This is a genomic window from Ottowia sp. oral taxon 894 (assembly GCF_001262075.1).
Lineage (GTDB): Bacteria > Pseudomonadota > Gammaproteobacteria > Burkholderiales > Burkholderiaceae_C > Ottowia > Ottowia massiliensis.
In genome coordinates this window covers 1,740,524-1,763,552 of the sequence record NZ_CP012073.1, presented here as the reverse complement: position 1 = coordinate 1,763,552, position 23,029 = coordinate 1,740,524, and the positions used below count along the sequence as shown (strand labels likewise).

The 23,029-nt window shown below is 66.4% G+C and carries 17 protein-coding genes and 1 tRNA gene; 7 read left to right on the top strand and 11 right to left on the bottom strand.

Annotated features, from left to right (window positions below):
- Positions 1-48: 48 nt before the first annotated feature.
- Complete coding sequence (locus tag ADJ79_RS07660; protein WP_050716496.1) at positions 49-453, bottom strand: YraN family protein; 405 nt, start codon at positions 451-453, stop codon at positions 49-51.
- Between the two features lie 55 nt (positions 454-508).
- Between ADJ79_RS07660 and rsmI the strand changes: the two genes are divergently transcribed.
- Positions 509-1,468, top strand: coding sequence for a 16S rRNA (cytidine(1402)-2'-O)-methyltransferase (rsmI, locus tag ADJ79_RS07655; protein ID WP_050715472.1), 960 nt, complete (start codon positions 509-511; stop codon positions 1,466-1,468).
- Positions 1,469-1,487: 19 nt separating this feature from the next.
- On the opposite strand, the gene ADJ79_RS07650 is transcribed toward rsmI, so the two are convergent.
- Positions 1,488-1,563, bottom strand: a tRNA-Thr gene (locus ADJ79_RS07650).
- A gap of 211 nt (positions 1,564-1,774) precedes the next feature.
- Between ADJ79_RS07650 and ADJ79_RS07645 the strand changes: the two genes are divergently transcribed.
- The 4 genes from ADJ79_RS07645 to ADJ79_RS07630 all read left to right on the top strand — a co-directional run bounded on the left by ADJ79_RS07645 (position 1,775) and on the right by ADJ79_RS07630 (position 7,385).
- A complete protein-coding gene (locus ADJ79_RS07645) occupies positions 1,775-2,614 on the top strand; it encodes a lytic transglycosylase domain-containing protein (protein ID WP_050715471.1) in 840 nt (279 codons plus the stop codon).
- Positions 2,615-2,798: 184 nt separating this feature from the next.
- Complete coding sequence (gene parC / locus ADJ79_RS07640) at positions 2,799-5,183, top strand: DNA topoisomerase IV subunit A (protein WP_050715470.1); 2,385 nt, start codon at positions 2,799-2,801, stop codon at positions 5,181-5,183.
- A 291-nt stretch (positions 5,184-5,474) separates the two neighbouring features.
- Positions 5,475-6,401, top strand: coding sequence for a tRNA-dihydrouridine synthase (locus ADJ79_RS07635; RefSeq protein ID WP_050715469.1), 927 nt, complete (start codon positions 5,475-5,477; stop codon positions 6,399-6,401).
- Between the two features lie 39 nt (positions 6,402-6,440).
- On the top strand, positions 6,441-7,385 hold the full coding sequence (locus tag ADJ79_RS07630; protein ID WP_050715468.1) for a DUF808 domain-containing protein: 945 nt from the start codon (positions 6,441-6,443) through the stop codon (positions 7,383-7,385).
- A gap of 184 nt (positions 7,386-7,569) precedes the next feature.
- On the opposite strand, the gene ADJ79_RS07625 is transcribed toward ADJ79_RS07630, so the two are convergent.
- Positions 7,570-8,448 carry a hypothetical protein gene (locus ADJ79_RS07625; RefSeq protein ID WP_050715467.1) on the bottom strand — a complete coding sequence of 293 codons (879 nt, stop codon included), beginning with the start codon at positions 8,446-8,448 and terminating at the stop codon, positions 7,570-7,572.
- A gap of 11 nt (positions 8,449-8,459) precedes the next feature.
- Between ADJ79_RS07625 and ADJ79_RS14250 the strand changes: the two genes are divergently transcribed.
- The gene (locus ADJ79_RS14250; RefSeq protein WP_172674043.1) at positions 8,460-8,744 is read left to right on the top strand and encodes a hypothetical protein; all 285 of its coding nucleotides are present in this window, start codon (positions 8,460-8,462) and stop codon (positions 8,742-8,744) included.
- Between the two features lie 125 nt (positions 8,745-8,869).
- Here the strand turns inward: ADJ79_RS14250 and ADJ79_RS07620 are convergent, their stop codons facing one another.
- Both ADJ79_RS07620 and ADJ79_RS07615 read right to left on the bottom strand, forming a co-directional pair.
- Positions 8,870-9,334, bottom strand: a complete 465-nt coding sequence (locus ADJ79_RS07620; RefSeq protein ID WP_050715466.1) for a macro domain-containing protein — start codon at positions 9,332-9,334, stop codon at positions 8,870-8,872.
- 340 nt (positions 9,335-9,674) lie between these two features.
- Complete coding sequence (locus ADJ79_RS07615; protein WP_050715465.1) at positions 9,675-12,590, bottom strand: valine--tRNA ligase; 2,916 nt, start codon at positions 12,588-12,590, stop codon at positions 9,675-9,677.
- A 158-nt stretch (positions 12,591-12,748) separates the two neighbouring features.
- On the opposite strand from ADJ79_RS07615, the gene ADJ79_RS07610 reads away from it, so the two are divergent.
- Positions 12,749-14,257, top strand: a complete 1,509-nt coding sequence (locus ADJ79_RS07610) for a DEAD/DEAH box helicase (RefSeq protein WP_050716495.1) — start codon at positions 12,749-12,751, stop codon at positions 14,255-14,257.
- A gap of 252 nt (positions 14,258-14,509) precedes the next feature.
- On the opposite strand, the gene ADJ79_RS07605 is transcribed toward ADJ79_RS07610, so the two are convergent.
- The 6 genes from ADJ79_RS07605 to ADJ79_RS07580 form a co-directional block, all read right to left on the bottom strand.
- The gene (locus tag ADJ79_RS07605; protein WP_050715464.1) at positions 14,510-16,750 is read right to left on the bottom strand and encodes a tetratricopeptide repeat protein; all 2,241 of its coding nucleotides are present in this window, start codon (positions 16,748-16,750) and stop codon (positions 14,510-14,512) included.
- A complete protein-coding gene (locus ADJ79_RS07600) occupies positions 16,743-17,828 on the bottom strand; it encodes an FHA domain-containing protein (protein WP_050715463.1) in 1,086 nt (361 codons plus the stop codon). Before ADJ79_RS07600 ends, ADJ79_RS07605 begins: the two co-directional genes overlap by 8 nt.
- Positions 17,825-19,390 carry a S1C family serine protease gene (locus tag ADJ79_RS07595; RefSeq protein ID WP_082203376.1) on the bottom strand — a complete coding sequence of 522 codons (1,566 nt, stop codon included), beginning with the start codon at positions 19,388-19,390 and terminating at the stop codon, positions 17,825-17,827. The genes ADJ79_RS07600 and ADJ79_RS07595 overlap by 4 nt, the downstream gene beginning before the upstream one ends.
- Positions 19,391-19,545: 155 nt before the next feature.
- Positions 19,546-21,117 carry an alkyl hydroperoxide reductase subunit F gene (gene ahpF / locus ADJ79_RS07590; protein WP_050715462.1) on the bottom strand — a complete coding sequence of 524 codons (1,572 nt, stop codon included), beginning with the start codon at positions 21,115-21,117 and terminating at the stop codon, positions 19,546-19,548.
- Between the two features lie 262 nt (positions 21,118-21,379).
- Entirely contained in the window at positions 21,380-21,943 is a 564-nt protein-coding gene (gene ahpC / locus ADJ79_RS07585) for an alkyl hydroperoxide reductase subunit C (protein WP_050715461.1), read from the bottom strand.
- Positions 21,944-22,381: 438 nt separating this feature from the next.
- On the bottom strand, positions 22,382-22,873 hold the full coding sequence (locus tag ADJ79_RS07580; RefSeq protein ID WP_050715460.1) for a cytochrome c5 family protein: 492 nt from the start codon (positions 22,871-22,873) through the stop codon (positions 22,382-22,384).
- Positions 22,874-23,029: the final 156 nt, after the last annotated feature.

Here is a 23,029-nt window from a genome sequence, read left to right as displayed (position 1 = left end):
CCGGCCAGATTTGCTCCTCTTTTTGAGTCGCCGGGCTTGCCCCCACGCTCATGGCGCGTGGAAAGCGGCCTGCAACCATTCGATGCGGCTGCCTTCGATGGCCACCACATCAAAGCGGCAAGGCGGCGGCGCGGCGTAGCGCCGCAGAAAGTGGCGCGCGGCCAGCGCCACGCGGCGCTGCTTGAGGGCGCCGACGCTGGCGGCCGCCCCGCCGTGGGCGCTGCCGCTGCGCTGGCGCACTTCCACGAAAACCAGCGTGCCGTCGGGCGTTTGCATGATCAGGTCAATCTCGCCGCCACCGCGCCCGGGCGTCTCATAATTTCGCGCCACCAGCCGCAAGCGGGCCGCCTGCAAGTGGGCCAGCGCCGCGTCTTCTGCCGCTGCACCGGCCTTGCGGGAGCTTGCGCCAGCGCGCGGCCGCGCCCTTGTCCACTGCCGCACCCATTGCTGCATTTGCCGCTGCATCTTTTGCCATAGCGCCGCGCGCGCCTTTTCGCCTTTGCCTGCCATGACCGCTTTCACGCCTTCGCTTGCCGCCCGCGCCCTGCATGCCGCCTTGCCTGCCGCGCAGGCCGCCGCTGGGGCGCAGCATTATCCGAAAGGGGCGCTGTACATGGTGGCCACGCCCATCGGCAACCTGGCCGATATCAGCTTGCGCGCGCTGCACGTGCTGGCGCTGGCCGATGCCATTGCCTGCGAAGACACGCGCCACACCCGCCAGTTGCTGGGCGCTTACGGCGTGGAACCGCGCGCGCTGCTGGCCGTGCACCAGCACAACGAGGCCGAAGGCGCGCAAGCCGTCATCGCCCGCCTGGCGCGCGGCGAGCGCGTGGCTTTTGTCAGCGACGCGGGCACGCCCGCCGTGAGCGACCCCGGCGCGCGCCTGGCCGCTGCCGTGCGCGCCGCAGGCCATGCCATCGTGCCCCTGCCGGGCGCCAGCAGCGTGACGGCGGCCTTGAGCGTTGCGGGCGCCGCTGGCGGCGCTCAAGGCGATGACCGGGGCTTTGTCTTCGCCGGTTTCATGCCGGGCAAGGCCGCCGCGCGGCGCGAAGCCATCGAGGCCCTGGCCGCTGAGCCGCGCGCCGTCGTGCTGCTGGAAGCGCCGCACCGCATACAGGCGCTGGCCGGCGACCTGGCCGCACTGGGCGCGCGCGCCGTGACGGTGGCGCGCGAGCTGACCAAGCAGTTTGAGCAAATCGCCACCTTGCCCGCGCAAGAGCTGCCCGCCTGGCTGGCCGCTGACGCGCAGCGCCAGCGCGGCGAGTTCGCTCTGGTGCTGCACCCCGCGCCGCACGCCCGCGCGCCGCGCGCCTTTGACGAAGAACGCCTGCTGTGCCTGCTGATGGACGAGCTGCCGCTGAAAACCGCCGCCCGCCTGGCCGCCGAGGCCACCGGCGGCAGCCGCAACGCGCTGTATGCGCGCGGGCTGGAAATCAGGCAGGCCAAAGAAAAAGCCGCATGGCGGTAAACCATGCGGCCTGAAGCTTTGGTGCCGACTGCCGGGATCGAACTGGCGACCTACGCGTTACGAGTGCGTTGCTCTACCAACTGAGCTAAGTCGGCGAAAGCGCGGATTATAGCCAGGGCAAATATCGTGCGCGGCCCGCAGCGGCTGTTGCCTGCGCGCAAAGAAAGCCGGGGAATGAACGATGGTTTTGACAATTCCATTCATTTTGTAACCTCTTTCTGATACAAAGACCGGATGCCCATGACCGGGGCGCAGAGCCTGGCCTTCACATCTTGGCCCCGCGCCTTTGAACCGAATCGCAGATTGATGAAACCGTCTTTTCCACTGCCCTGCCTGCTTTGCCGCGTGGCGCTGCCTGCCCTGGCGCTGGCCTGGAGCGTGCAGGCGCGGGCTGATTTGTGGATGCACGTGGACGCGGCGGGGGCCATTTATTTTTCGGCGGAGCCGCTGGGCACGCCGGGGCAGTTTCTGGTCAAGGGCGCGAGCATGGAGCGGCTGGCGCAGATCAAGGATGCAACGACGCGGCTGAAGGAGATCAACCGCCATGCGCCGCTGCCGCAGGGCATGGCGCGGCTGGAGGCGTCGCCGCGCTACCACGCGGTGCAGCCGCACTTGCGCGATGCGGCGCGCAAGTACGCGCTGGACTACGGGCTGCTCAAGGCAGTGGCGGCGGCGGAGTCGAGCTTCAACCCCGGCGCGGTCTCGCACGCCGGGGCGGTGGGGCTGATGCAGCTGATGCCCGCCACGGCGCGCCAGTACGGCGTGCAGGCCGATGGGCTGGCGGATCCGCGCACCAACATCGAGGCGGGCGCGCGCCACCTCAATTACCTGCTGCAAAAGTTTGAAGGGCGGCCCGCCCTGGCCATTGCCGCCTACAACGCGGGCGAGGGCGCAGTGCGCCGCGCGGGCAACCGCGTGCCGGACTACCGCGAGACACAAGGCTATGTGCAGAAGGTGATGCACCTGTATGGCGCCTTCCGCCCGCAGGCGCCGGGGCAGGTCAGTCCGGCGATTGCGGCGGCGGAGCTGGGCGCGCCTTCCTGGCTGCGCGTGGCGCTGCCAGCGGCCAGCGGCGCGGACGGGCCGGGCCCGGCCAGCGATTCAGACGCGGCAGGCCGGGCGCAGGCTGACGCGCCCGCGTCGTAGCCCGCCGCCGGGCGCATCAGGGCATCAGGGCGCGCGGCTCGGCGCTTCATACTCGCGCCTTTTTGCCGCAGGCCGCCGCCGGGCTGCGGCGGCTGTTTTCCGGCTCCAGTTTCAGGCCCCAATTGGCCTGAAGTCCCCGTGGAATGGGTGCGGGCAGCTATCAAAAAACGAGCGATTGCACAGCATGAGTGACGAAAACCTTTTCAGCGCGCAGACCGGCGCCGGCCGCGACGATGACGCCCCGGCGCTGGCGGCCTACGCGCAGCAGGCGTATCTGGAATACGCGCTGAGCGTGGTCAAGGGCCGCGCCCTGCCGGATGTGTGCGACGGGCAAAAGCCCGTGCAGCGCCGCATCCTCTACGCCATGGGCCGCATGGGGCTGGGCTTTGCGGGCGCCAACGCGGCCAGCGGGGCCAAGCCCGTGAAAAGCGCGCGCGTGGTGGGCGACGTGCTGGGCAAGTTCCACCCGCACGGCGACAGCGCCGCGTATGACGCGCTGGTGCGCATGGCGCAAGACTTTTCGCTGCGCTACCCGCTCATTGACGGGCAAGGCAACTTCGGCAGCCGCGATGGCGACGGCGCAGCCGCCATGCGCTACACCGAAGCGCGCCTGTCGCGCATCACGCAGCTGCTGCTGCAAGAAATAGACGAAGGCACGGTGGACTTCGCGCCCAACTACGACGGCAGCGCCGAAGAGCCGCGCCAGCTGCCCGCGCGCCTGCCCTTTGCGCTGCTCAATGGCGCCAGCGGCATTGCCGTGGGCCTGGCCTGCGAAATTCCCAGCCACAACCTGCGCGAAGTGGCCGATGCCTGCGTGGCGCTCATTGGCAACGAGGCCTTGAGCGACGAAGCGCTTTTTGCCCTCCTGCCCGGGCCTGACTACCCCGGCGGCGGACAAATCATCAGCCCCGCCAGCGACATCGAAAACGCCTACCGCACCGGGCGCGGCAGCCTGAAAGTGCGCGCGCGCTGGAAGGTGGAAGAGCTGGCGCGCGGCCAGTGGCAGATGGTGGTGACCGAGCTGCCCCCGGGCGTTTCCACGCAGAAAGTGCTGGAAGAAATCGAAGAAATCACCAACCCCAAGGTGCGCGCGGGCAAAAAGGCCCTGACGCAAGAGCAAACGCAGCTCAAGGCCGCACTGCTGGCCGTGCTGGACGAAGTGCGCGACGAATCGGGCAAGCAGGCGCCCGTGCGCATCGTGCTCGCGCCCAAAAGCCGCGCCATCAGCCAGCAAGAGCTGGCGCAAACGCTGCTGGCGCACACCAGCCTGGAAACCTCGGCCCCCGTGAACCTGACGGTGGTAGGGCTGGACGGCAAGCCCGTGCAAAAGCCGCTGCGGCACATGCTCACCGAATGGATCGCCTTCCGCCAGGGCGCCATCACGCGCCGCAGCCAGCACCGGCTGCGCAAGGTGAGCGAGCGCATCCACATCCTGGAAGGGCGGCAAATCGTGCTGCTCAACATCGACGAAGTGATTGCCATCATCCGCGAAAGCGACGAACCGAAGGCCGCGCTCATCGCCCGCTTTGCCCTCACGCAAGCGCAAGCCGACGACATTCTGGACATCCGCCTGCGGCAACTGGCGCGGCTGGAAGCCATCCGCATCGAGCAGGAGCTGGCCCAGCTGCGCCAGCAGCAAGCCGCCTTGCAGGAAATTCTGGACAGCCCTGCCGCCTTGCGCCGCCTGATGGTCAGCGAAATCGAGGCCGACGCCCAAGAATTCGGCGACGCGCGCCGCACGCTCATTCACGCCGAGAAAAAAGCCGTGGCCGAGGTGAAAGTGGCTGATGAACCCGTCACCGTCATCATCAGCGCCCAAGGCTGGGCGCGCGCGCGGCAAGGGCACGGGCACGACGCGGCGGCCTTTGCCTTCAAGGCGGGCGACGGGCTGTATGCCGCCTTCGAGTGCCGCAGCGTCGATCACCTGCTCATCTTCGGCAGCGACGGGCGCGTCTACAGCGCCCCCGTCGCCAGCCTGCCCGGCGCGCGCGGCGACGGCCAGCCCGTCACCACGCTCATCGAGCTGCAAGCGGGCAGCCAGCCCGTGCACTACTTCGCCGGCCCGGCCAGCGCCACGCTGCTGCTTTGCGCCAGCAGCGGCCACGGCTTTCTGGCGCAGGTGGAGCACATGCTCTCGCGCCACAAAGGCGGCAAAAGCTTCATCACCCTGGCCGAAGGCGCCCGCATCTGCCGCCCGGCCCTCGTGCACACAGGCGAAGCGCCAGCAGGCGGGCAGGCATCAAGCGGGCAGACAACCGGCGCGGCGGACACGCACGTGGCCTGCGTTTCCACCGGCGGGCGGCTGCTCACCTTCGCGCTCGAAGAAATCAGGCTGATGGAAAAAGGCGGGCGCGGCCTGACCCTCATCGCCCTGGAAAAAGGCGACGCCCTGGCCGGCGCAGCCAGCTACGCGCGCGGCATCCGCGTCACCGGCACAGGGCGCGGCGGCAAAGCGCGCGAGGAAGTGCTGGAAATCCGCAGCCTGAACAACGCCCTGGCCGCCCGCGCGCGCAAGGGGCGCGACGGCCACTTCGGCTTCAAGCCGCAGCAGGTGCAAAGGGTGGCCTGAGCCGGGCGGCTCGCGGCATCAGAAACAGGAGCAAATTCAAGGGGCCAAAATGCCGCCTTGCGCACTTTCCACTAGGACATACAGCTATGAATAAAGGAGCGAAATAATGCCTTCCATCCCGGTCTGCACGCAACTTTGCGCTGGCCGCAAAGGCAAGGGGCGGGTTCCGGGCGCGCTCCGGCGCTCTGGTGCATGCGCTCACGCCCGCCCAGCCCGCCTGCGAAAGCGCCAACCGGCGGGCGGCCTGCGCAGCGGCTTCTGACGGCGGGCCGCCACGACGATTGCAGCGCCATGACGATTCTTCTGGCCCCCATGGAAGGCTTGCTCGATTGCACCCTGCGCGACGCGCTCACGCAAGTGGGCGGCGTGCAGCGCTGCGTGTCGGAATTCATCCGCGTGACCGACCAGCTGCTGCCGCTGCGCAGCTTCACGCGCGTGGCGCCGGAGCTGCTCAACGGCGGCTTCACGCCAGCGGGCGTGCCCTTGCGGCCGCAGCTGCTGGGTTCAGACCCGGCCTGCCTGGCTGAAAACGCCGCGCGCCTGGCGGCCATTTCCCCGCACGGGGTGGATCTGAACTTTGGCTGCCCGGCCAAAACGGTGAACCGCCATCGCGGCGGGGCCGTGCTGCTGGACGAGCCGCAGCTGCTGCACGCCATCACTGCCGCCGTGCGCCGCGCCGTGCCCGCACACCTGCCCGTATCGGCCAAGATGCGGCTGGGCTACATGGACGATGCACGCGCCATTGAATGCGCGCAGGCGCTGGCCGCAGGCGGCGCTGGCGAAATCGTGGTGCACGCCCGCACGCGCGCGCAGGGCTACCGCCCGCCCGCGCACTGGGAGCGCGTGGCCGACATCCGCGCCAGCGTGGCCGTGCCGGTGGTGGCCAATGGCGACATCCTCACGCCCGAAGACGCTGCCCGCTGCCGCGCCGTCACGGGCTGCCAGGCGCTGATGATCGGGCGCGGCATGGTCGCCAACCCGGGCCTGGCGCTGCAAATTGCAGGCGGCGGCGCGCTGCCCTGGGCGGCGCTGCCGCCGCTGCTGCGGCGCTTCTGGCGCGATGTGTGCCAGCGCGTGCAGCCGCGCCACCGCGCCGGGCGGCTCAAGCAGTGGCTGCACGCCTTGCAGGCGCGCTATCCGCAAGCGGCCGCCGCCTTTGGCGACTTGCGCCGCGTGAGCGAAACCGCGCCCATCACCGCCTATCTCGAACAGCTTTGACGCCGCTTTTGATTCTTCACTTCAACCCAAGGATTTCTCATGGCCGCCAGCTTGCTTGCCCTGCTTGACGACATTGCCTCCGTGCTGGATGACGTGGCCCTCATGACCAAGATGGCCGCCCGCAAAAGCGCCGCCGCCGTTGATGACGTGGCCGTGCTCACCAAACTTTCCGCGCAAAAAACGGCGGGCGTGCTGGGCGATGACCTGGCGCTCAACGCCCAGCAGGTGGCGGGCGTGCGTGCCGACCGCGAGCTGCCCGTGGTCTGGGGCGTGGCCAAAGGCTCGCTCGTGAACAAAGCCATTTTGGTGCCCGCCGCGCTGGCCATCAGCGCGCTGGCGCCGTGGCTGGTCACGCCGCTGCTCATGGCCGGCGGCGCTTTTTTGTGCTTTGAAGGCGCCGAAAAGCTCGCGCACCGCTTTCTGGGCGGGCATGAAAAAGAGCATGAAGCCGCGCCCGGAGCAGACGCGCGCGCTGAAACCGATCTGGCCGCGCTGGAAAAAGCCAAAGTCAAAGGCGCCGTGCGAACCGATTTCGTGCTCTCTGCCGAAATCATCGCCATCACCCTGGGCAATGTCACAGGCCAGCCGCTGCCCACGCAGCTGGCCGTGCTGGCGGGCGTCGCCCTCATCATGACGGCAGGCGTGTATGGCCTGGTGGCCGCCATCGTCAAGCTCGACGACGCGGGCCTGTTTCTCAGCCGGCGCGCCAGCCGCGCCGCGCAGGCGGCGGGCCGCGCCATCTTGCGCCTGGCCCCGTGGCTGATGAAGCTGCTCACGGTGGCCGGCACCGCCGCCATGTTTCTGGTCGGCGGCGGCATCCTCGTTCACGGCGTGCCCGCGCTGCACCACCTGGCCCACGGCTGGCAGGCAGCGGGCGGCCTGACCGGCGCGCTGCTGCCGCTGCTGCTGGACGCAGGCGCGGGCCTGGCTACCGGGGCCTTGCTGGTGGCGGTCATGCACCTGCTGCACAAGGCGCGGCAATGAAAAAGGGGCTGGAAAGCCCCTTTTTTCCTTGTCTCCTTGTCCGTTCACTCCCGCCCGGTCTGTGCGCCAAGAGCCTGTTCAAAGCCCGTGCGCAGGCGCGAAAAGCACAAACCCGGGTGGCGCTGGGCCTTGCAGCCCCTGATCCAGGTAAACAACGCTGCCAAGCGGCAGCCATTCTTTTGATTTATCCATTTTCCAACAACTCCTTGTGTTGCCTCAAAAAACGCCTGCCATACCAATCCTCCAGCGATTTTCCTTCCCGTTTTCGGTATTCTTCAGGATATTTGAATTTGTAATACACCAGCAGAAAATAAGGAAACCCTACGAAAATAACAGCGGCAATGGATCCGGCATTGATGATGACCCACGCCAATAAAAATCCCAAAGCTTGTATTGATGCTGACAGTTCCAGCGAAGAGCTTCCTAACATCAGTTTGATCATAATCCCCGCCCCTAGAATCCCCATTCCATACACAGCCATGAGACCGGCAACTTTATCCTGTAGAGCGGGCGTTGCGGCTTCATGATACAAAAGCCTTCTCAGATACTTCAGTTTTGCAACAAGCATCCAGCCAGCCAGAAATATCATGAAAGCATAAATAGCGCCAACCCAAAAGAATGACAGAGCAGGCAAAAGAAAATCAGTGAACAGCAGATCCAGCTCCAACAAGAACCAGATCATTGCCGTAAAAATATGAAAATTATAGCGATAAGGCAATATATAGTTTCGTTTTATCGCCTTCCCGGCCAGCACCAGCAACAGCCAAAGAAACAGGCCAATCAGAAAGACTTCAGCCGTCAAGAAACTTTTTTCATTGATGGGAATCCTCAATTCTCCGGCTTCGTCATGAAGCATGACGGAGATAACAAGCACCATAAAGTTAAGCCCTATCACAAAGACTGCCGCCAACATAAAGCTATAGAGCTTGAATATCAGAGAAGAACTTCCCTTGTCAAAATGCGCGGCTGTTTTGAGATGCTGCGCGTCCTGCAATTTCCGGAATCCATCATTTTCCAGATTCAAACTCTCTTCAAAGCTGGCTTGAAATACCGATTTATTCATCACTGCCTATGATGCGAATCCCCGAATCTTTCCAAAGCTGCCAAAACACTGAAAACAGCATTTGCCACCCCTTGGCTACCCTTGTCAACTTTATGCATGATCTTTTCTATTACAAAACCGTGGCAGCTTTTGCAGCAAATCGACTGGCTGTTTTCCTAAAGGCCCTGCCAGCTTTCCGCCTTTGGTCACAAAGTCAGACGATGTGTTTTTTGCCTGCGGTGCTTGGACTGCGTTCATTCAGCGGGGCGCAACAAAATGCAGCCTTGCGCCCGGCAAGCTGCATTGCGAATGTCTGACATTGTTTCCATCATGCACAGCCCAGGCCGTTACTGGGCGCCTTTTCCAGATATGGCGGCATCTGCTTATGTTGTGTGGGCAGCCTTCCCTGATCCGCCCGATTCTCTTGGGCTGCACGGCTGGCTCAGTCCGGGTAGCGCACTATCGTGACCTCTGCGGCAGACTCAATGTCTTTGAATGCCGACAGCATCACGCGCAGCGATCCTTCTGCGCCAAAACCGCCGGTACTGGCGCCAATCAGCGGAAACGCCACGCTGGCAAAGCCGTGCTCATTGACCAGCCGCATGGCCGAATGCACCGACTGGCCAATGGACGCCTCGCTCGCGCGCCACCACAGGCTGATGCCCGCCACATGAATCAGCGCCTTGCACGGCAGCCGCCCCGCGCCCGTGAGCACCGCCCCGCCCAGGGGAATCGGCCCCATGCGCCCCAGCTCGCGAAAAGGCGCGCAGCCCGCCCGCCGCCGAATGGCCCCGGACACGCCCTGCGGCAGCAGCAGCCACCAGGGGATGATGTTGCGGTTCCAGGCATTGACCAGCACCTGCGCGGGCTGATCCAGCAAATCACCATGAGCGATGCGGGGCGTCATGAACTGCGGGCGTGGCGAAGTTGAACGGGCTGGCAAGTATGTCGCGCGGGGCCACCGCACCGCATGGCAGACATGCCTTCATGGCGGCCCATCCGCTCCGCAGGCCGGAATGGATGCGGATGGCACGGGCGGGTGAGATGGCTTGCTGGGCCGTTCCCTTCCGCCAGGCATCATTTAAAAAACAGGAGCAAATCAAGGGCGATAAAAATGCCCGCTGCGCTTTCTGCACTAGGACCTCACGCTATGAATAGAGGAGCGAATTCAGAGGCGCTCATCCATCCTGAAAAGCGGTCCGCAGCCCGCCTGCGGGCGAAAGCGCGGGCTTGGGCGGCGGGCGGGGTCACTTGGGCAGCCGCGCCAGTTGCTCTTGCAGGCGCGCCAGCGTGGCGCCAAAGGTGGCGGCGCGGGTTTTTTCCTGCTCGATGACGGCGGGCGGCGCTTTGGCCACGAAGGCTTCGTTGCCGAGCTTGGCCTGCGTTTTGGCGATTTCGCCTTCGATGCGGGCAATTTCCTTGCCCAGCCGGGCGCGTTCGGCGGCTGCGTCAATTTCAAGGTGCAGCGCCAGGCGCGCGCCGCCGGCCACGGCCACGGGGGCGGCCTGGGCGGCGGCCTGCCAGGCGGGCGTGTCGTCAAACACCTTCACTTCGCTGAGCTTGGCCAGGGCCTGAAGGGCGGGGGCGGCGGCGCGCAGGCTGGCGGCGGCTTCGGGCGTGTCCGCCACGGCATACAGGGGCAGGCGCTGGGCGGGGGAGACCTGCATTTCGCCGCGCAGGGCGCGGCAGGCGTCCACCCACGCCTTCAGGTGGGCCACTTCGGTTTCGGCGGCTTCGTCGATGTGTTCAGGCTGCGCTTGCGGGTAGGGCGCGCAGGCGATGCTCTGGCCGGGCTGAACGGCCTGGCCCGCCAGCGGGGCCACGGTTTGCCAGAGTTCTTCGGTGATGAAGGGAATGACGGGGTGCGCCAGGCGCAGCACGGCTTCAAGCACGCGCAGCAGCGTGCGGCGCGTGGCGCGCTGCTGTTCGGGCGTGCCGGTCTGGATTTGCACTTTGGCGATTTCCAGATACCAGTCGCAGAACTCGTTCCACACAAAGTCGTAAATGGCGGCGGCCACGTTGTCGAGCCGGTAGTCGGCAAAGCCCTGCGCGGCGGCGGCTTCGGCTTTTTGCAGGCGGCTGACGATCCAGCGGTCGGCGGCAGAGCGGCGCCGGGCGCTGCTTTCATCGCCACAGTCGTGGCCTTCGCAGTTCATGAGCACAAAGCGCGTGGCGTTCCAGAGCTTGTTGCAGAAGTTGCGGTAGCCCTCGCAGCGCTTGCTGTCGAAGTTGATGCTGCGCCCCAGGCTGGCCAGCGCGGCGAAGGTAAAGCGCAGCGCGTCGGCCCCGTAGGCGGGGATGCCTTGCGGAAACTCTTTGCGCGTGGCTTTTTCTACCTGCGGCGCGGTTTCGGGCTTGCGCAGGCCAGTGGTGCGCTTTTTGAGCAGGGGTTCGAGCGCAATGCCGTCGATCAGATCGACTGGGTCGAGCACATTGCCTTCGCTCTTGCTCATCTTTTTGCCCTGCGCGTCGCGTACCAGGCCGTGGATGTACACGTCGCGGAAGGGCACGCGGCCCGTGAAGTGGCAGCTCATCATGATCATGCGCGCCACCCAGAAGAAGATGATGTCGTAGCCCGTCACCAGCACGCTGCTGGGCAGATACAGGTTGTAGTCGCTGGTGGCCTCTTCACCCTGCCGGGGCCAGCCCAGTGTGCTGAAGGGCACCAGGGCGGAGGAATACCAAGTGTCGAGCACGTCGGGGTCGCGCTCCAGCGCGCCTTCATAGCCTGTCGCGCTGGCCCGGGCGCGGGCCTCTTGCTCGCTGCGGGCCACGAACACGCGCCCGTCTTCGCCATACCAGGCCGGAATCTGGTGCCCCCACCAGAGCTGGCGGCTGATGCACCAGTCCTGAATGTTGCCCATCCACTGGTTGTAGGTGTTCACCCATTGCCCGGGCACAAAGCGCACCTGCCCGCTTTGCACGGCGTCGATGGCTTTTTGCGCGATGGATTTCGTCTCGCCCTCGCCCACTTTGCTCATGGCGACGAACCACTGGTCGGTCAGCATCGGCTCCACCACCTGGCCCGTGCGGGCGCAAATGGGCAGCATGTATTTGTGCGGCTTGATGTCGATGACATAACCGCCTGCCTGCAAATCGGCCAGGAACTTCTTGCGCGCCTCGTAGCGGTCCAGCCCCTGATAGGGCGCGGGGCCGTTTTCATTGATGCGCGCCTCAGGCGTGAAGATGGTGATGAGCGGCAAGTGATGCCGCTGGGCGCAGGCGTAGTCGTTGAAGTCGTGCGCGCCGGTGATCTTCACGCAGCCGGAGCCGAATTCGCGATCGACGAAGTCGTCGGCAATGATGGGAATGTTGCGGTTATTCAGCGGCAGCTCCACCCACTTGCCCACCAGGTGGCGGTAGCGCTCGTCTTCGGGGTGCACGGCCAGCGCGCCGTCGGCCATCATGGTTTCGGGGCGCGTGGTGGCAATGGTCATGCCGCGCTCCAGCTTGCCGTCAATCATTTGCGGGCCATCCACGAAGGGATAGCAGATGTAGTGCATCTTGCCGTCGGACTCCACGCTTTCCACTTCCAGATCGCTCACCGCGCTTTTGAGCGCCGGGTCCCAGTTCACCAGGCGCTTGCCCCGGTAAATCAGGCCCTGCTCATACAGGCGCACGAAGGTTTCGGTCACCACTTCCGACAGGCGCTCGTCCATCGTGAAGTACTCGCGGCTCCAGTCCACGCTGTCGCCCATGCGGCGCATTTGCTGCGCGATGGTGTTGCCCGACTGCTCCTTCCACTCCCACACGCGGGCCACGAAATTCTTGCGGCCCAGGTCATGACGGCTTTGCCCCTGGCCCTGCAACTGGCGCTCCACCACGATTTGCGTGGCAATGCCCGCGTGATCGGCGCCCGGAATCCAGACCGTGTTGAAGCCCCGCATGCGGTGATAGCGCGTGAGGCTGTCCATGATGGTCTGGTTGAAGGCATGGCCCATGTGCAGCGTGCCCGTCACGTTGGGCGGCGGCAGCTGGATGGAAAAGTTCTCGCCCCGGGCCGCCGCCTCGGCGCTGGGCGCGCCCGTGCCGCGAAAGCCCGCGCGGCCCAGCCCCATCGCTTCCCACTGCGGCCCCCAGCGAGATTCGATGGCGGCAGGCTCAAATGACTTGGAAAGGCGGGCGAGGCCGGGCTGTTGGGGTTGGTTCGGCGTGGCGGTCATGGCAAAGCGTTTTGAACGGAGCGTTCCGGAAAAGCAGGGCGGCGGAAAAAGCGCGGGATTCTAGAAGTTCGCCTCTTTGGCGCACGGCCCGCAGCCGCTGGCGCAGCGGGCCGCGCCGCCGCATTGGCCCGGCACGCAGTGCGAGAATGCCGCCCCAAATGACCACCGCTTATTCAACACTGGCGCTTGCCGAGCCGCTCAAGCGCGCCGTGGCCGAGATGGGCTACGAAAACATGACCCCCATCCAGGCGCAGGCCATTCCCGTGGTGCTGGCCGGGCAAGACGTGATGGGCGCGGCTCAAACCGGCACGGGCAAAACGGCGGCCTTCTCGCTGCCGCTGCTGCAAAGGCTGCTCAAGCACGAAAACACCTCCGCCTCGCCCGCGCGCCACCCCGTGCGTGCGCTGGTGCTGCTGCCCACGCGCGAGCTGGCCGACCAGGTGGCGCAGCAAATCGCCCTGTATGCCAAATACACGCACTTGCGCAGCGCCGTCGTCTTTGGCGGCGTGGACATGAAGCCGCAAACCGCCGAGCTGAAAAAGGGCGTGGAAGTGCTGGTGGCCACGCCGGGCCGCCTGCTCGATCACATCGAAGCCAAAAACGCCGTGCTCGGCCAGGTGGAATACGTGGTGCTGGACGAGGCCGACCGCATGCTGGACATCGGCTTTCTGCCCGATTTGCAGCGCATCCTCAGCCACCTGCCAAAAAGCCGCACCACGCTGCTGTTTTCGGCCACTTTCTCGCCTGAAATCCGGCGGCTGGCCGAAAGCTACCTGCACCAGCCCGTCGCCATTGAAGCGGCCCGCCCCAACGAAACGGCGGCCACGGTCGAGCAGCTTTTTTTCAGCGTGGACGGCGACGACAAGCGCCGCGCCGTGCGCCACATTCTCAAAGAGCGCGATTTGCGCCAGGCCTTCATCTTCACCAACAGCAAGCTGGGCTGCGCGCGCCTGACGCGCGCGCTGGAGCGCGACGGCCTGCGCTGCGCCGCCCTGCACGGCGACAAAAGCCAGGACGAGCGCCTGAAGGCGCTGGAGGCCTTCAAGGCCGGCGAAGTCGATTTGCTGGTCTGCACCGACGTGGCCGCGCGCGGGCTGGACATCAAGGACGTGCCCGCCGTCTTCAATTACGACGTGCCTTTCAACGCCGAAGACTACGTGCACCGCATTGGCCGCACGGGCCGCGCGGGCGCTTCGGGGCTGGCCGTCACGCTGGTGGCCCCGGGCGACGCGCGGCTGGTAGCCGAGGTGGAAAAGCTCATCAAGAAAAAAGTGCAGGTGCAGCCGCTGGCGCTGCCCGGCGGCGAGCGGCGGGAAGGGCGCGAAGACCGTGGGCGGCGCGATTTCCGCGACCGCAGGGACGGCCGTTCAGACGGCCGCCCAGATGCCAGCGCGCGCGACAGCGTCTATGCCACGCGCCAGTTGCCAGGCCAGCCGACAGACCCCTTTTTCGACCGGCCCTACGAGCCTGCCGCGCAGGGCGAAGCCGCCGAATTGCCCGCCTGGGAAAAAGCCGCCCGCAGCGCCCCGGCCATCGCCCGGCCCGGCCTGCTCTCGCCCAACATCAAGCCCCGGCGGCAGGTGGCGGCGTTGTTCAAGCCCCGCGCGCAGGAGCCGGGCGAGGCGGACGCTGCGCCAAGCCAGGCACCGGACGGGCAGCCCGGCTGAGCCGCAGCCAGGCCGCTTGCGAAAAAAGCGGGCCGCGCGGCCCGCTTTTTGCTTGCGCCCGCAGCGCGCGGCAACGGGGAGCCGGTCTCCAGCCGCGCCTCTGCGCCTCTTTTAACCTAAAAAAGAGGAGCAAATACAAGGCACGAAAAAAGGCATCTGCGCAGTTTCCACTAGGACATCACGCTATCAAACCAGGAGCGAAATAAGGCAAAGGAATGAAAGCGGGCGAAATGGCGGTGCCCGCGCCCGCCGTCATGCCGCAGGCAGCGCAGGCACGTCAAAGCCCTGCGGCGGCAGCCCTTGCTGCTGGCGCTGGCACATGGTCAGCAGCGCCTGCTCCAGATGGCGCGTCAAGCGCGCGGTGTCAAACAGCGCGCTGGCGCGGCCCTGCTGGTTCAGGCGCTGGCGCAAGGCGGCCAGCTCCTGCGCATGCGTGGCCAGGCGCAAGGCCAGGGCCTCGTATTCATCGGCCGTTTGCGTGACGAGTTCGGGCAGGCCCACGGCGTGCAGCAGGCTGGCGGCCATGCGGCCTGCGAAGCTGCGGCCCGTTTGCGTGAGCACGGGCAGGCCAGCCCAGAGCGCGTCGCTGGCGGTGGTGCCGGCGTTAAAGGGCAGGGTGTCCAAGAACAAATCGGCCAGGCGGTAGCGGGCCAGGTAGTCGGGGTAAGCACAGTGGCTGGCGAAGACGAGCCGCGCCGGATCAATGCCGCGCCGCGCGGCCTGCGCGCGCAAATTGGCGCGAACATGCTCGCCGTCATTGACGAGCCAGAGCACGCTGCCGGGCACGCGGTGCAGCAGGCGCATCCAGATATCGAACATGCCGGGCAGCACTTTGTAGGTGTTGTTGTGGCAGCAAAAGACAAAGCCGTTTTCGGGCAGGCCCTGGCTGGCGCGCGTGGGCACGGCGGGGCTGATGGCGCGCTGGCTGTCGTTGGGCTGGAAGGTGTCGGGCAGGCGCACGACGCATTCGCTGAATTCGCCTTCGCTGCCGGGCGGGGCCACGTGGCGGTCGGCCAGGATGTAGTCGATTTCATCCATGCCGCTGGTGCCCGGAAAGCCCAGCCAGGTCACTTGCAGCGGTGCGGGGCGCAGCAGCGGCACGCCCGCCTGGCCGTCGCCCGTGGCGCCCATGAGGTCGATCAGCACATCCAGCCGCAGCGCGCGAATGCGGCTGGCGGCTTCTTCGGGCGTGCAGCGGCCCAGGGCGATGGATTCGTCAAAGGCGGCCAGCACGCGCCGGCGCATGGGCGTGTCAGATACGGCTTTGGCGCAGGCGTCGATGCCGATGACGCGAAAGGCGCTGCGATCGTGCGCCTCGAACACGCCCGCCAGCAGGTAGGAAACGGCGTGATCGCGCAAGTCGCCCGAGAGGTAGCCCACCCGCAAGGGGCGGCCAGCGGCGGGCGCGGGCACGGGTTCGGGCGGTTTGGGGCGCGCGGGCAGCGGATGGGGCAGCTTGGCGCGCTCGGCCGCCATGCAGGCGCGCGCGCTGCGCAGCAAATCGGCGCCCGTGGCGCCCGGATGCGCCAGCATGGGAAAAGCCATGCTGTAGCCGTTGTGCTCATCCAGCTGCGCCAGAACGCGCGCCCAGAGCGCGGGCAGATCGTCCCAGCGGGCCTGCTTTTGCCTGTAGCGCATCAGCTCCGCCAGAAAGGGCGGCTTGTCATCCAGCGCCACGCCTTTTTCCAGACAGTCCAGCGCCTGTTCATCTTCGCCCAGCTTGAACAGCGCGCGCGAGCGGCCCACCCACGCGTCCGCGTTGCCCGGATCGCACTGGCAAGCCTGTTCGTAGCTGGCGGCAGCGGGCTGCGGCTGATCCAGCGCCATTTCGGCATTGCCACGGCTGACCCACAGGCCGCTGTGCCGTGGCGCCACGGCCAGGCCGCGCCGGGCGCAGGCCAGGGCGTTCTCGAACTGCCGCCCGTCTTCCAGCGCCGCCGCCAGCGCGTGCCAGTGAAGGGCGTCGGCAGGCGCCAGCCGCACGGCCTGTTGCAGGCTTTGCACCGCCTCGGGCAGACGCCGCAAATCGCGCAGCGCATTGCCGCGCAGCAGCCAGGCGGCGGGCTGCGCCGGATTGAGCGAGAGGGCGCGGTCGGCGCTGGCCAGCGCTTCCTCCAGCCGCTGGGCGGCATGCAGCGCGCGGCCCCGGTCGCACCACAGGGCAGCATCCGCCGGAGCCAGCGCCACGGCGGCGTCAAAGTGGCTGATGGCCTGCTGCACGCGCCCCTGCTGGCTACAGGCCACGCCCAGCATGGCCCAGGTGCGGGCGTCTTGCCCGTTGAGCGCGGCCGATTGCTCCAGGGCGCTGGCTGCGTCGGGCCATTGACTGGACATGAGGTGCATCAGGCCCAGCATCTGCCAGGCCAGCGCGTCGCCCGGTTGCGCTTGCAGGTGCTGGCGCAGCAGCTGCGCGGCCTGCGGCAGGCGGCCCTGGCTGGCCAGGCGCGAAGCTTCCTGCAAGGCGGCGGCGGGGGCGCTTGCGGGCTTATTCATCCAGCTCGCTGTCTTCGTGCTCGTCCTGCTCGGTCACGCGCCCGGCCAGGGCGGGCCTGAGCGCCTGCGCGCCCGTCAGGAAGTCATCCAGCGGCTGCGCGGGGGCCAGCCGCCAGGAAGGCGGATACAAGTGCGACAGATAGAGCGTGCCCTGCCCCAGCCGCTTGTGCGACTGCCACTGCAAGCCCAGTTGCAGGCCCAGGGCCGCCAGCAGCAGGCAGGCCATGCCGCCCGCCAGCAGGCGGCGCGACAGCGGCGTGGCCGCGCACAGGTGCCGCCACACAGTGGCCGCCAGCACGGCATAGGCCAGGCTGCGGTCAAAGCGCGCCAGCGCAGGCCACGAAAAGGCAAAGGCGCCTGCGTGCAGTGCAGCCCCGATGCCGCCAAAAGCCAGCAGCCCCAGAGCCGCAATGCGCAAATGGCGGCCAAACATGGCAAAACCCGCGAAGAGCTTGCTGGCCATCATCCACAGCAGCACCCACGCCAGCAGCGGCAGAAAGACGCCCAGGCTTTCCGACAGGATGCGGCCCGCGACATTGCCCGCCGTGTTCATGCGCAGCAGCGTTTCAACCGCCACCCAGCCCAGCAGCGCGGCCACGGCCAGCACCGTGACGGCCAGGCCACGCCGCGATGCGGGCCGCCAGGGCTGGGGCGGGGGCGGCTCGGCGCTGGCCAGCCGCAGCATGAGCTGGGTGCGGCCCACGGCCAGCGCCGCGCCCGGCTCCCAGATGAAGGACTGCCCGCCGCGCATGTGGCGGCGGCCCAGCCAGACGCCATTGACGCGGTCCAGCACCCGCACATGCACGCGGCCCGCCTCGTCCACGCCCAGGCGCAGATGTTCGGCAGCCAGCGCCGGATCGGTCAGCACGGCATCGGCATGGACGGCGCGGCCCAGCGTGCAGGGCCAGCGCATGATGGGCACAGCCTGCGCCAGATGGCGGCCGCGCTCGCTGACTTCCAGCACGGCCAGCGCGCGAGCGGCTGGCGCGGCCCGGGGCGGCAGCGGCGGCTGGCCGGGCGATGCGTCCTGCGGCAGATCGCGCGACAGAACGGGTTCCACAGGCGCGGCGGCGGTCATGGCGCAGCCCCCTCTTGCGCGCTGGCCTGGGCATCGGCCTGCCAGGCAAAGCCATCCAGAAAGTGGCGCGACAGCAGCAAGGCATTGTCAAAGGACAGGCCGGCGGCATCCATGCGCCCCAGCACGCTGCTTTTGGGCTGATTGACGCTGGCAACCAGCACGGTGAGGTCATACAGCCCCGTCAGCTTGCGGTAGGCGCGCATGCACAGCACCACGCGGGCGGGCATGCCCTTGAGCTGAACGAAGTCCTGCCGGCATTCGGCCGCACTGCGGCGGGCATCGCCGTTTTGCGGCAGCGGTTCATTGGCGAAGCTGGCCGAATACTGATAGGCGAAGGCCAGCTCGCGTATGCGCGGCGCGTCGTACGCCTCGTAGCGCAGCTGGATGCCGCCCACCTCTCCGGTATCGCCCGTGAACACGCTGCTGTCTATGCGGCATTCGCTGCGCTCGTACGTGAACAGGGCGCGCGGCTCGTGCTCCTGCCCATTGCCCCAGCAACGCGACAGGCTTTCGGCGGGCAGCGGCACGGTGTAGCGGCCGTAGCGCTCGCTGCGCGCCGTGGAGGCCATGAGGCGCTCCATCAGCGTCTGCTGGTGCTCCAGCAGCTGGCGCGCCATTTCCTCATGGGCCGCGCCCTGCATGGGAGCGGCCTGGCGCGCCTTGTCCAGCAAGGCGCGCGCGAACCCGGCGGGCACGAGAAAGCTCACCTGCTCGGCGTCCAGCCGCTTGGCCACGTTCACGCCAATCACGCGGCCGCGCGCGTCCAGCGCCGGGCCGCCGCTCATGCCGGGGTTGAGTGCGCCGCCAAAGAAGATGCGCGGATAAAAGCTGCGCTGCACCAGCCCGTTGTAATTGCCCTCGGTGATGGCAAAACCCACATCCAGCGGGTTGCCCAGCGAATAGATGCGTTCGCCCTGCTCCAGCGGCTCGCCTTGCGGGCGCAGATGCAAGGCAGGCACGGGATCGGCAGGCGGCTGCACGGGGCGCAGCACGGCCAGATCGTGCAGCACATCAAAACCCAGCAAGGCCACTTCGGCTTCCTGGCCATTCACGTTCACGCTCACGCCCCGGTGGCTGTCCGGCTCCAGCGCCAGATCGCTGATGACGTGGAAATTGGTCAGGATCAGCCCCGACGCATCCACATACGAGCCGGAGCCAATGCTGCTTTGCGTGCGGGTGGCGCGCCGCAGCGTGCGGATTTGCACCAGCTTGTCGCGCGCGGCGCGGTAAATCTGCTGCGCGTCGGGCGAAGGCGGCTGCAAAACGCCTGGCGGCTGGCTGGCGCTCTCCTGCGCTTGCGGCGCGCCTGATTCGCCTGATTCGCCTGGCTGCGGCTGTGCGGCAATGGGCGCGAAGCGAACGGGCGCTTCTTCGCCCTCGTCCAGAGCCGCTGGCAAAGCCTGTTGCGGCTCCGGCGGCGCTTCTGCCTGAAAGGATTCCTGATGCGCCGCCTGCGGCTCAGGCACGGGCTGCGCCAGCGCCACGCCAGCCAGCAGCCCTGCCGCCGCGCCCGCGCACCAGCGGCGCAGACAGCGCGAGAAAGTGTGTATGAATGTGAACATGACAATGGCGCGCGATTGTGGCACGGCGCTTCCAGCGCTCAAGACCGCCCAAGGCGCTTGCAGGCATTCAAAAGATTCAGCGTTGCCCTTCATGGACCCAATGACCATGAAAAAGCCCGCCGACGCGGGCTTTTGCGCTTGCCTTTGGCAGGCTCTCACTGTGCCGCAGGGGTGCGGATGAGGTAGTCAAACGCGCCCAGGGCGGCTTTGGCGCCTTCGCCGGCGGAGACGACGATTTGCTTGTAGGGCACGGTGGTGCAGTCGCCCGCTGCGAAGATGCCGGGCGCGCTGGTGGCGCCTTTGGCGTCGATGACGATTTCGCCCATCGGGTTGCGCTGCACCACGCTGCCCAGCCATTCGGTGTTGGGCACCAGGCCGATTTGCACGAACACACCTTGCAGCGCCACGTGTTCGCTGGCGCCGCTGTCGCGGTTTTTGAAGCTCAGGCCGCTGACTTTGCCCTGGCTGCCGGTGATTTCGGTGGTTTGCGCGTGGGTGCGGATGGTGACGTTGGGCAGGCTTTTGAGTTTGCTGACCAGCACGGCGTCGGCTTTCAGGTCGGGGTTGTATTCGAGCACGGTGACGTGCCGCACCACGCCGGCCAGGTCAATGGCCGCTTCCACGCCGGAATTGCCGCCGCCGATGACGGCCACGTCTTTGCCCTTGAACAGCGGGCCGTCGCAGTGCGGGCAGTAGGCGACGCCTTTGGTTTTGTATTCCTGCTCGCCGGGCACGTTCACGTTGCGCCAGCGCGCGCCGGTGGCCACGATGAGCGTGCGGCTTTGCAGCGTGCCGCCGTTTTCCAGCCGCACGGTGATCAGGCCGCCGGGCTGGGCGGCAGGAATGACTTCGGCCACGCGCTGGGCGCTGATGAGGTCTACCTCGTAATTGCGCACGTGCTGCTCCAGCTGCGCGGCCCAGGCAGGGCCGTTGGTTTCGGGCACGCCGGGGTAGTTGGCGATTTCCATCGTGTCGTTCACCTGGCCGCCAAAGCGTTCGGCCACCAGGCCGGTGCGGATGCCTTTGCGCGCGGCGTAAATGGCCGCCGTGGCGCCAGCGGGGCCGCCGCCAATCACCAGCACGTCAAACGGCGCTTTGGACGAGAGCTTTCCAGCGTCACGCGCGGCGGCGCCCGTGTCCACTTTTTGCAGGATTTCTTCCAGCGTCATGCGGCCGCTGGCGAAGAACTGGCCGTTCAGATAGACGGCGGGCACGCCCATGATTTCGCGCGCTTCGATTTCCTGGGGAAAGAGCGCGCCGTCAATCACCGTCACGCGAACGCGCGGGTTGAAGATGGCCATGAGCGAGAGCGCCTGCACCACGTCGGGGCAGTTGTGGCACGACAGGCTCATGTAAACCTCGAAATTCAGGTCTTGCGCCGGCTCCAGCGCCTTGATTTGCGCCAGCGTGTCTTCGGCCACTTTGGGCGGGTGCCCGCCCGTCCATAGCAGCGCCAGCACCAGGCTGGTGAATTCGTGGCCCAGCGGAATGGCGGCAAAGCGCAGATGCTGCGGGCCGTCGGGCCGCGTGAGGGCGAAGGAAGGCGCGCGCGCGTCGCTGCCATCGGTGCGCAGCGTGATGTGCGCGCTCATGCCCGCCACTTGCTCCAGCAGCTCGCGCAATTCGGCGGATTTGGCGTCGCTGCCCAGCGTGGCCGTGAGGGTGAAGGGGCGGCGCAGCATGCCCATGTATTGCTGCAACTGGGCGGAGATGTCTTTGTCAAGCATGAAGATTCCTTTCGTATCCGATGGGACTGATGGGCGATGGATATTCGCTCTTTATTTAATAGCTGTCTGCGCACGTTTCACGGAGACCACAGCCGTTTTCAGGCCCTCAAATTCGCTCCTGGAAAAGGAGCTTTGCACCGACTGCCGGAGAACAGCCAGGCGAAAAAAAGCCGGACGGCCAGCGGGTCGCGCGCCCGCCTTGCCTGCCATCCGGCCCGGTTTGCATGAAGCGGCCCGAAGGCCGTGAGGCATCAGCAGCGGTTCAGATTTTTCCGACCAGCTCCAGCGAAGGCTTGAGCGTTTGCTCGCCTTCCTTCCACTTGGCGGGGCAGACTTCGCCGGGGTGCGCGGCCACGTATTGGGCAGCCTTGACTTTGCGCAGCAAATCGCCCGCATCGCGGCCGATGCCTTCGGCGGTGATTTCCACGGCCTGAATCACGCCTTGCGGATCAACGATGAAGGTGCCGCGATCGGCCAGGCCCTGGTCTTCGCGCATGTTTTCAAAGTTGCGCGTGATCGTGCCCGTGGGGTCGCCAATCATGGTGTATTTGATCTTGCCGATGGTCTCGGACGCATCGGCCCAGGCCTTGTGCACGAAGTGCGTGTCGGTGGAGACGGAGTAAATCTCCACGCCCAGCTTCTGGAATTCGGCGTAGTGGTCGGCCACGTCGCCCAGCTCGGTGGGGCACACGAAGGTGAAATCGGCCGGGTAGAAGAAGAACACGGCCCACTTGCCTTTGACATCGGCTTCGGTCAGCTCGATGAACTGGCCGTTTTTGTAGGCGCTGGCCTTGAAGGGTTTGATTTCGGTGTTGAGTACGGACATGAGAGGCTCCTTGAGTTGAGAGGTTGAGATGGACGCCTGCGAACAGGTTCTGAAAAGCGCGCCTGGCTGGGCGACGGGCTGAATTATCAAGGCAAACTATCAACTATTCCAATTCATTTTGCCTAATCTATTGTTAGGCGGGAGCTATCTGCTGCGGTGAGGCGCGCCTTTGGGCTGATTGCTCCGCCGAACCACATCAAAAACAGGAGCAAATAAAAGGTGCCTGGAGTGCCTGCCTGCGCAGACCCCCACTAGGACATAGTGCTATTAATGTGGGAGCAAAATACTCCAGTGCTTCGCCAACTTCGATCCGCCTTGAAGCGAAGGGATTCAAATTGAAGTGAACGCGAAGCGCGGGCGCGCTTGTTCCCGCGTTCTTGTCTTGGCAAGGCCCGTCCTGCGCTGTCTGCGTTTGCTGGCAGACCGGCGAGCAAGTCCTTATTCGCCCTGTTGGGCTGCGGGGGCGGCAGGCTCTTCAAACTGGGCGCCAGCGGCATTGGCCATATAGGCAACGGCGCGGGCCACCTCCAGCTCGGTCGCAGAACCGCCCGCCTGGGCAGGCATGGCACCTTTGCCGTGGACGGCCGCGCTGACCAGCGCGTCAAAGCCCTGCGAGATGCGCGGCGCCCACTCGCTGCCATTTTCAAATCTGGGTGCGCCAGAAACGCCTGCGGCATGACAGGCGGCGCACTGCGCCTTGAAAACAGCTTCGCCCGCGCGCGGCTCACGCGGGCCTTTGGCGGCCTGCGCAAACCGGATGCTGCCCACCTTTTGAATGCGCCGGGCCATATCCAGCTCTTGCGTAGCGCTGGGCAAAGACTTGCCATAGTCAGCGGGTGAAGGCAACAGCCAAGCCAAGGCAATGAGGGCCAGCAGAGCGGCCGCAGAGGCGGCAATGATGGGGGCGGAGGATTTGGATGTGTCGCTCATGGCGTGTGGGGTCCGGGCAGCGCATCGGAGGTGAACGGCCTGACGGCAATTGCTCCAGAAAGCGTGCGGGCCGAGCCACTCTTTCTTGTTGCGGTTCAAGCGGAGCCGCGAAATTTATAGGTCCGCCCGCACTCCATGTTCGCCATGCCGAATGCC

Excerpts from the sequence above, each read along its gene's own strand:
- ADJ79_RS07620 (WP_050715466.1), bottom strand. The coding sequence starts at position 9,334 with ATGACGCCCCGCATCGCTCATGGTGATTTGCTGGATCAGCCCGCGCAG.
- ADJ79_RS07635 (WP_050715469.1), top strand. The coding sequence starts at position 5,475 with ATGACGATTCTTCTGGCCCCCATGGAAGGCTTGCTCGATTGCACCCTG.
- ADJ79_RS07625 (WP_050715467.1), bottom strand. The coding sequence starts at position 8,448 with ATGAATAAATCGGTATTTCAAGCCAGCTTTGAAGAGAGTTTGAATCTG.
- parC (WP_050715470.1), top strand. The coding sequence starts at position 2,799 with ATGAGTGACGAAAACCTTTTCAGCGCGCAGACCGGCGCCGGCCGCGAC.
- ADJ79_RS07645 (WP_050715471.1), top strand. The coding sequence starts at position 1,775 with ATGAAACCGTCTTTTCCACTGCCCTGCCTGCTTTGCCGCGTGGCGCTG.
- ahpC (WP_050715461.1), bottom strand. The coding sequence starts at position 21,943 with ATGTCCGTACTCAACACCGAAATCAAACCCTTCAAGGCCAGCGCCTAC.
- ahpF (WP_050715462.1), bottom strand. The coding sequence starts at position 21,117 with ATGCTTGACAAAGACATCTCCGCCCAGTTGCAGCAATACATGGGCATG.
- ADJ79_RS07660 (WP_050716496.1), bottom strand. The coding sequence starts at position 453 with ATGCAGCAATGGGTGCGGCAGTGGACAAGGGCGCGGCCGCGCGCTGGC.
- ADJ79_RS07580 (WP_050715460.1), bottom strand. The coding sequence starts at position 22,873 with ATGAGCGACACATCCAAATCCTCCGCCCCCATCATTGCCGCCTCTGCG.
- ADJ79_RS07610 (WP_050716495.1), top strand. The coding sequence starts at position 12,749 with ATGACCACCGCTTATTCAACACTGGCGCTTGCCGAGCCGCTCAAGCGC.
- ADJ79_RS07600 (WP_050715463.1), bottom strand. The coding sequence starts at position 17,828 with ATGACCGCCGCCGCGCCTGTGGAACCCGTTCTGTCGCGCGATCTGCCG.
- rsmI (WP_050715472.1), top strand. The coding sequence starts at position 509 with ATGACCGCTTTCACGCCTTCGCTTGCCGCCCGCGCCCTGCATGCCGCC.
- ADJ79_RS14250 (WP_172674043.1), top strand. The coding sequence starts at position 8,460 with ATGCGAATCCCCGAATCTTTCCAAAGCTGCCAAAACACTGAAAACAGC.
- ADJ79_RS07605 (WP_050715464.1), bottom strand. The coding sequence starts at position 16,750 with ATGAATAAGCCCGCAAGCGCCCCCGCCGCCGCCTTGCAGGAAGCTTCG.
- ADJ79_RS07595 (WP_082203376.1), bottom strand. The coding sequence starts at position 19,390 with ATGTTCACATTCATACACACTTTCTCGCGCTGTCTGCGCCGCTGGTGC.
- ADJ79_RS07615 (WP_050715465.1), bottom strand. The coding sequence starts at position 12,590 with ATGACCGCCACGCCGAACCAACCCCAACAGCCCGGCCTCGCCCGCCTT.
- ADJ79_RS07630 (WP_050715468.1), top strand. The coding sequence starts at position 6,441 with ATGGCCGCCAGCTTGCTTGCCCTGCTTGACGACATTGCCTCCGTGCTG.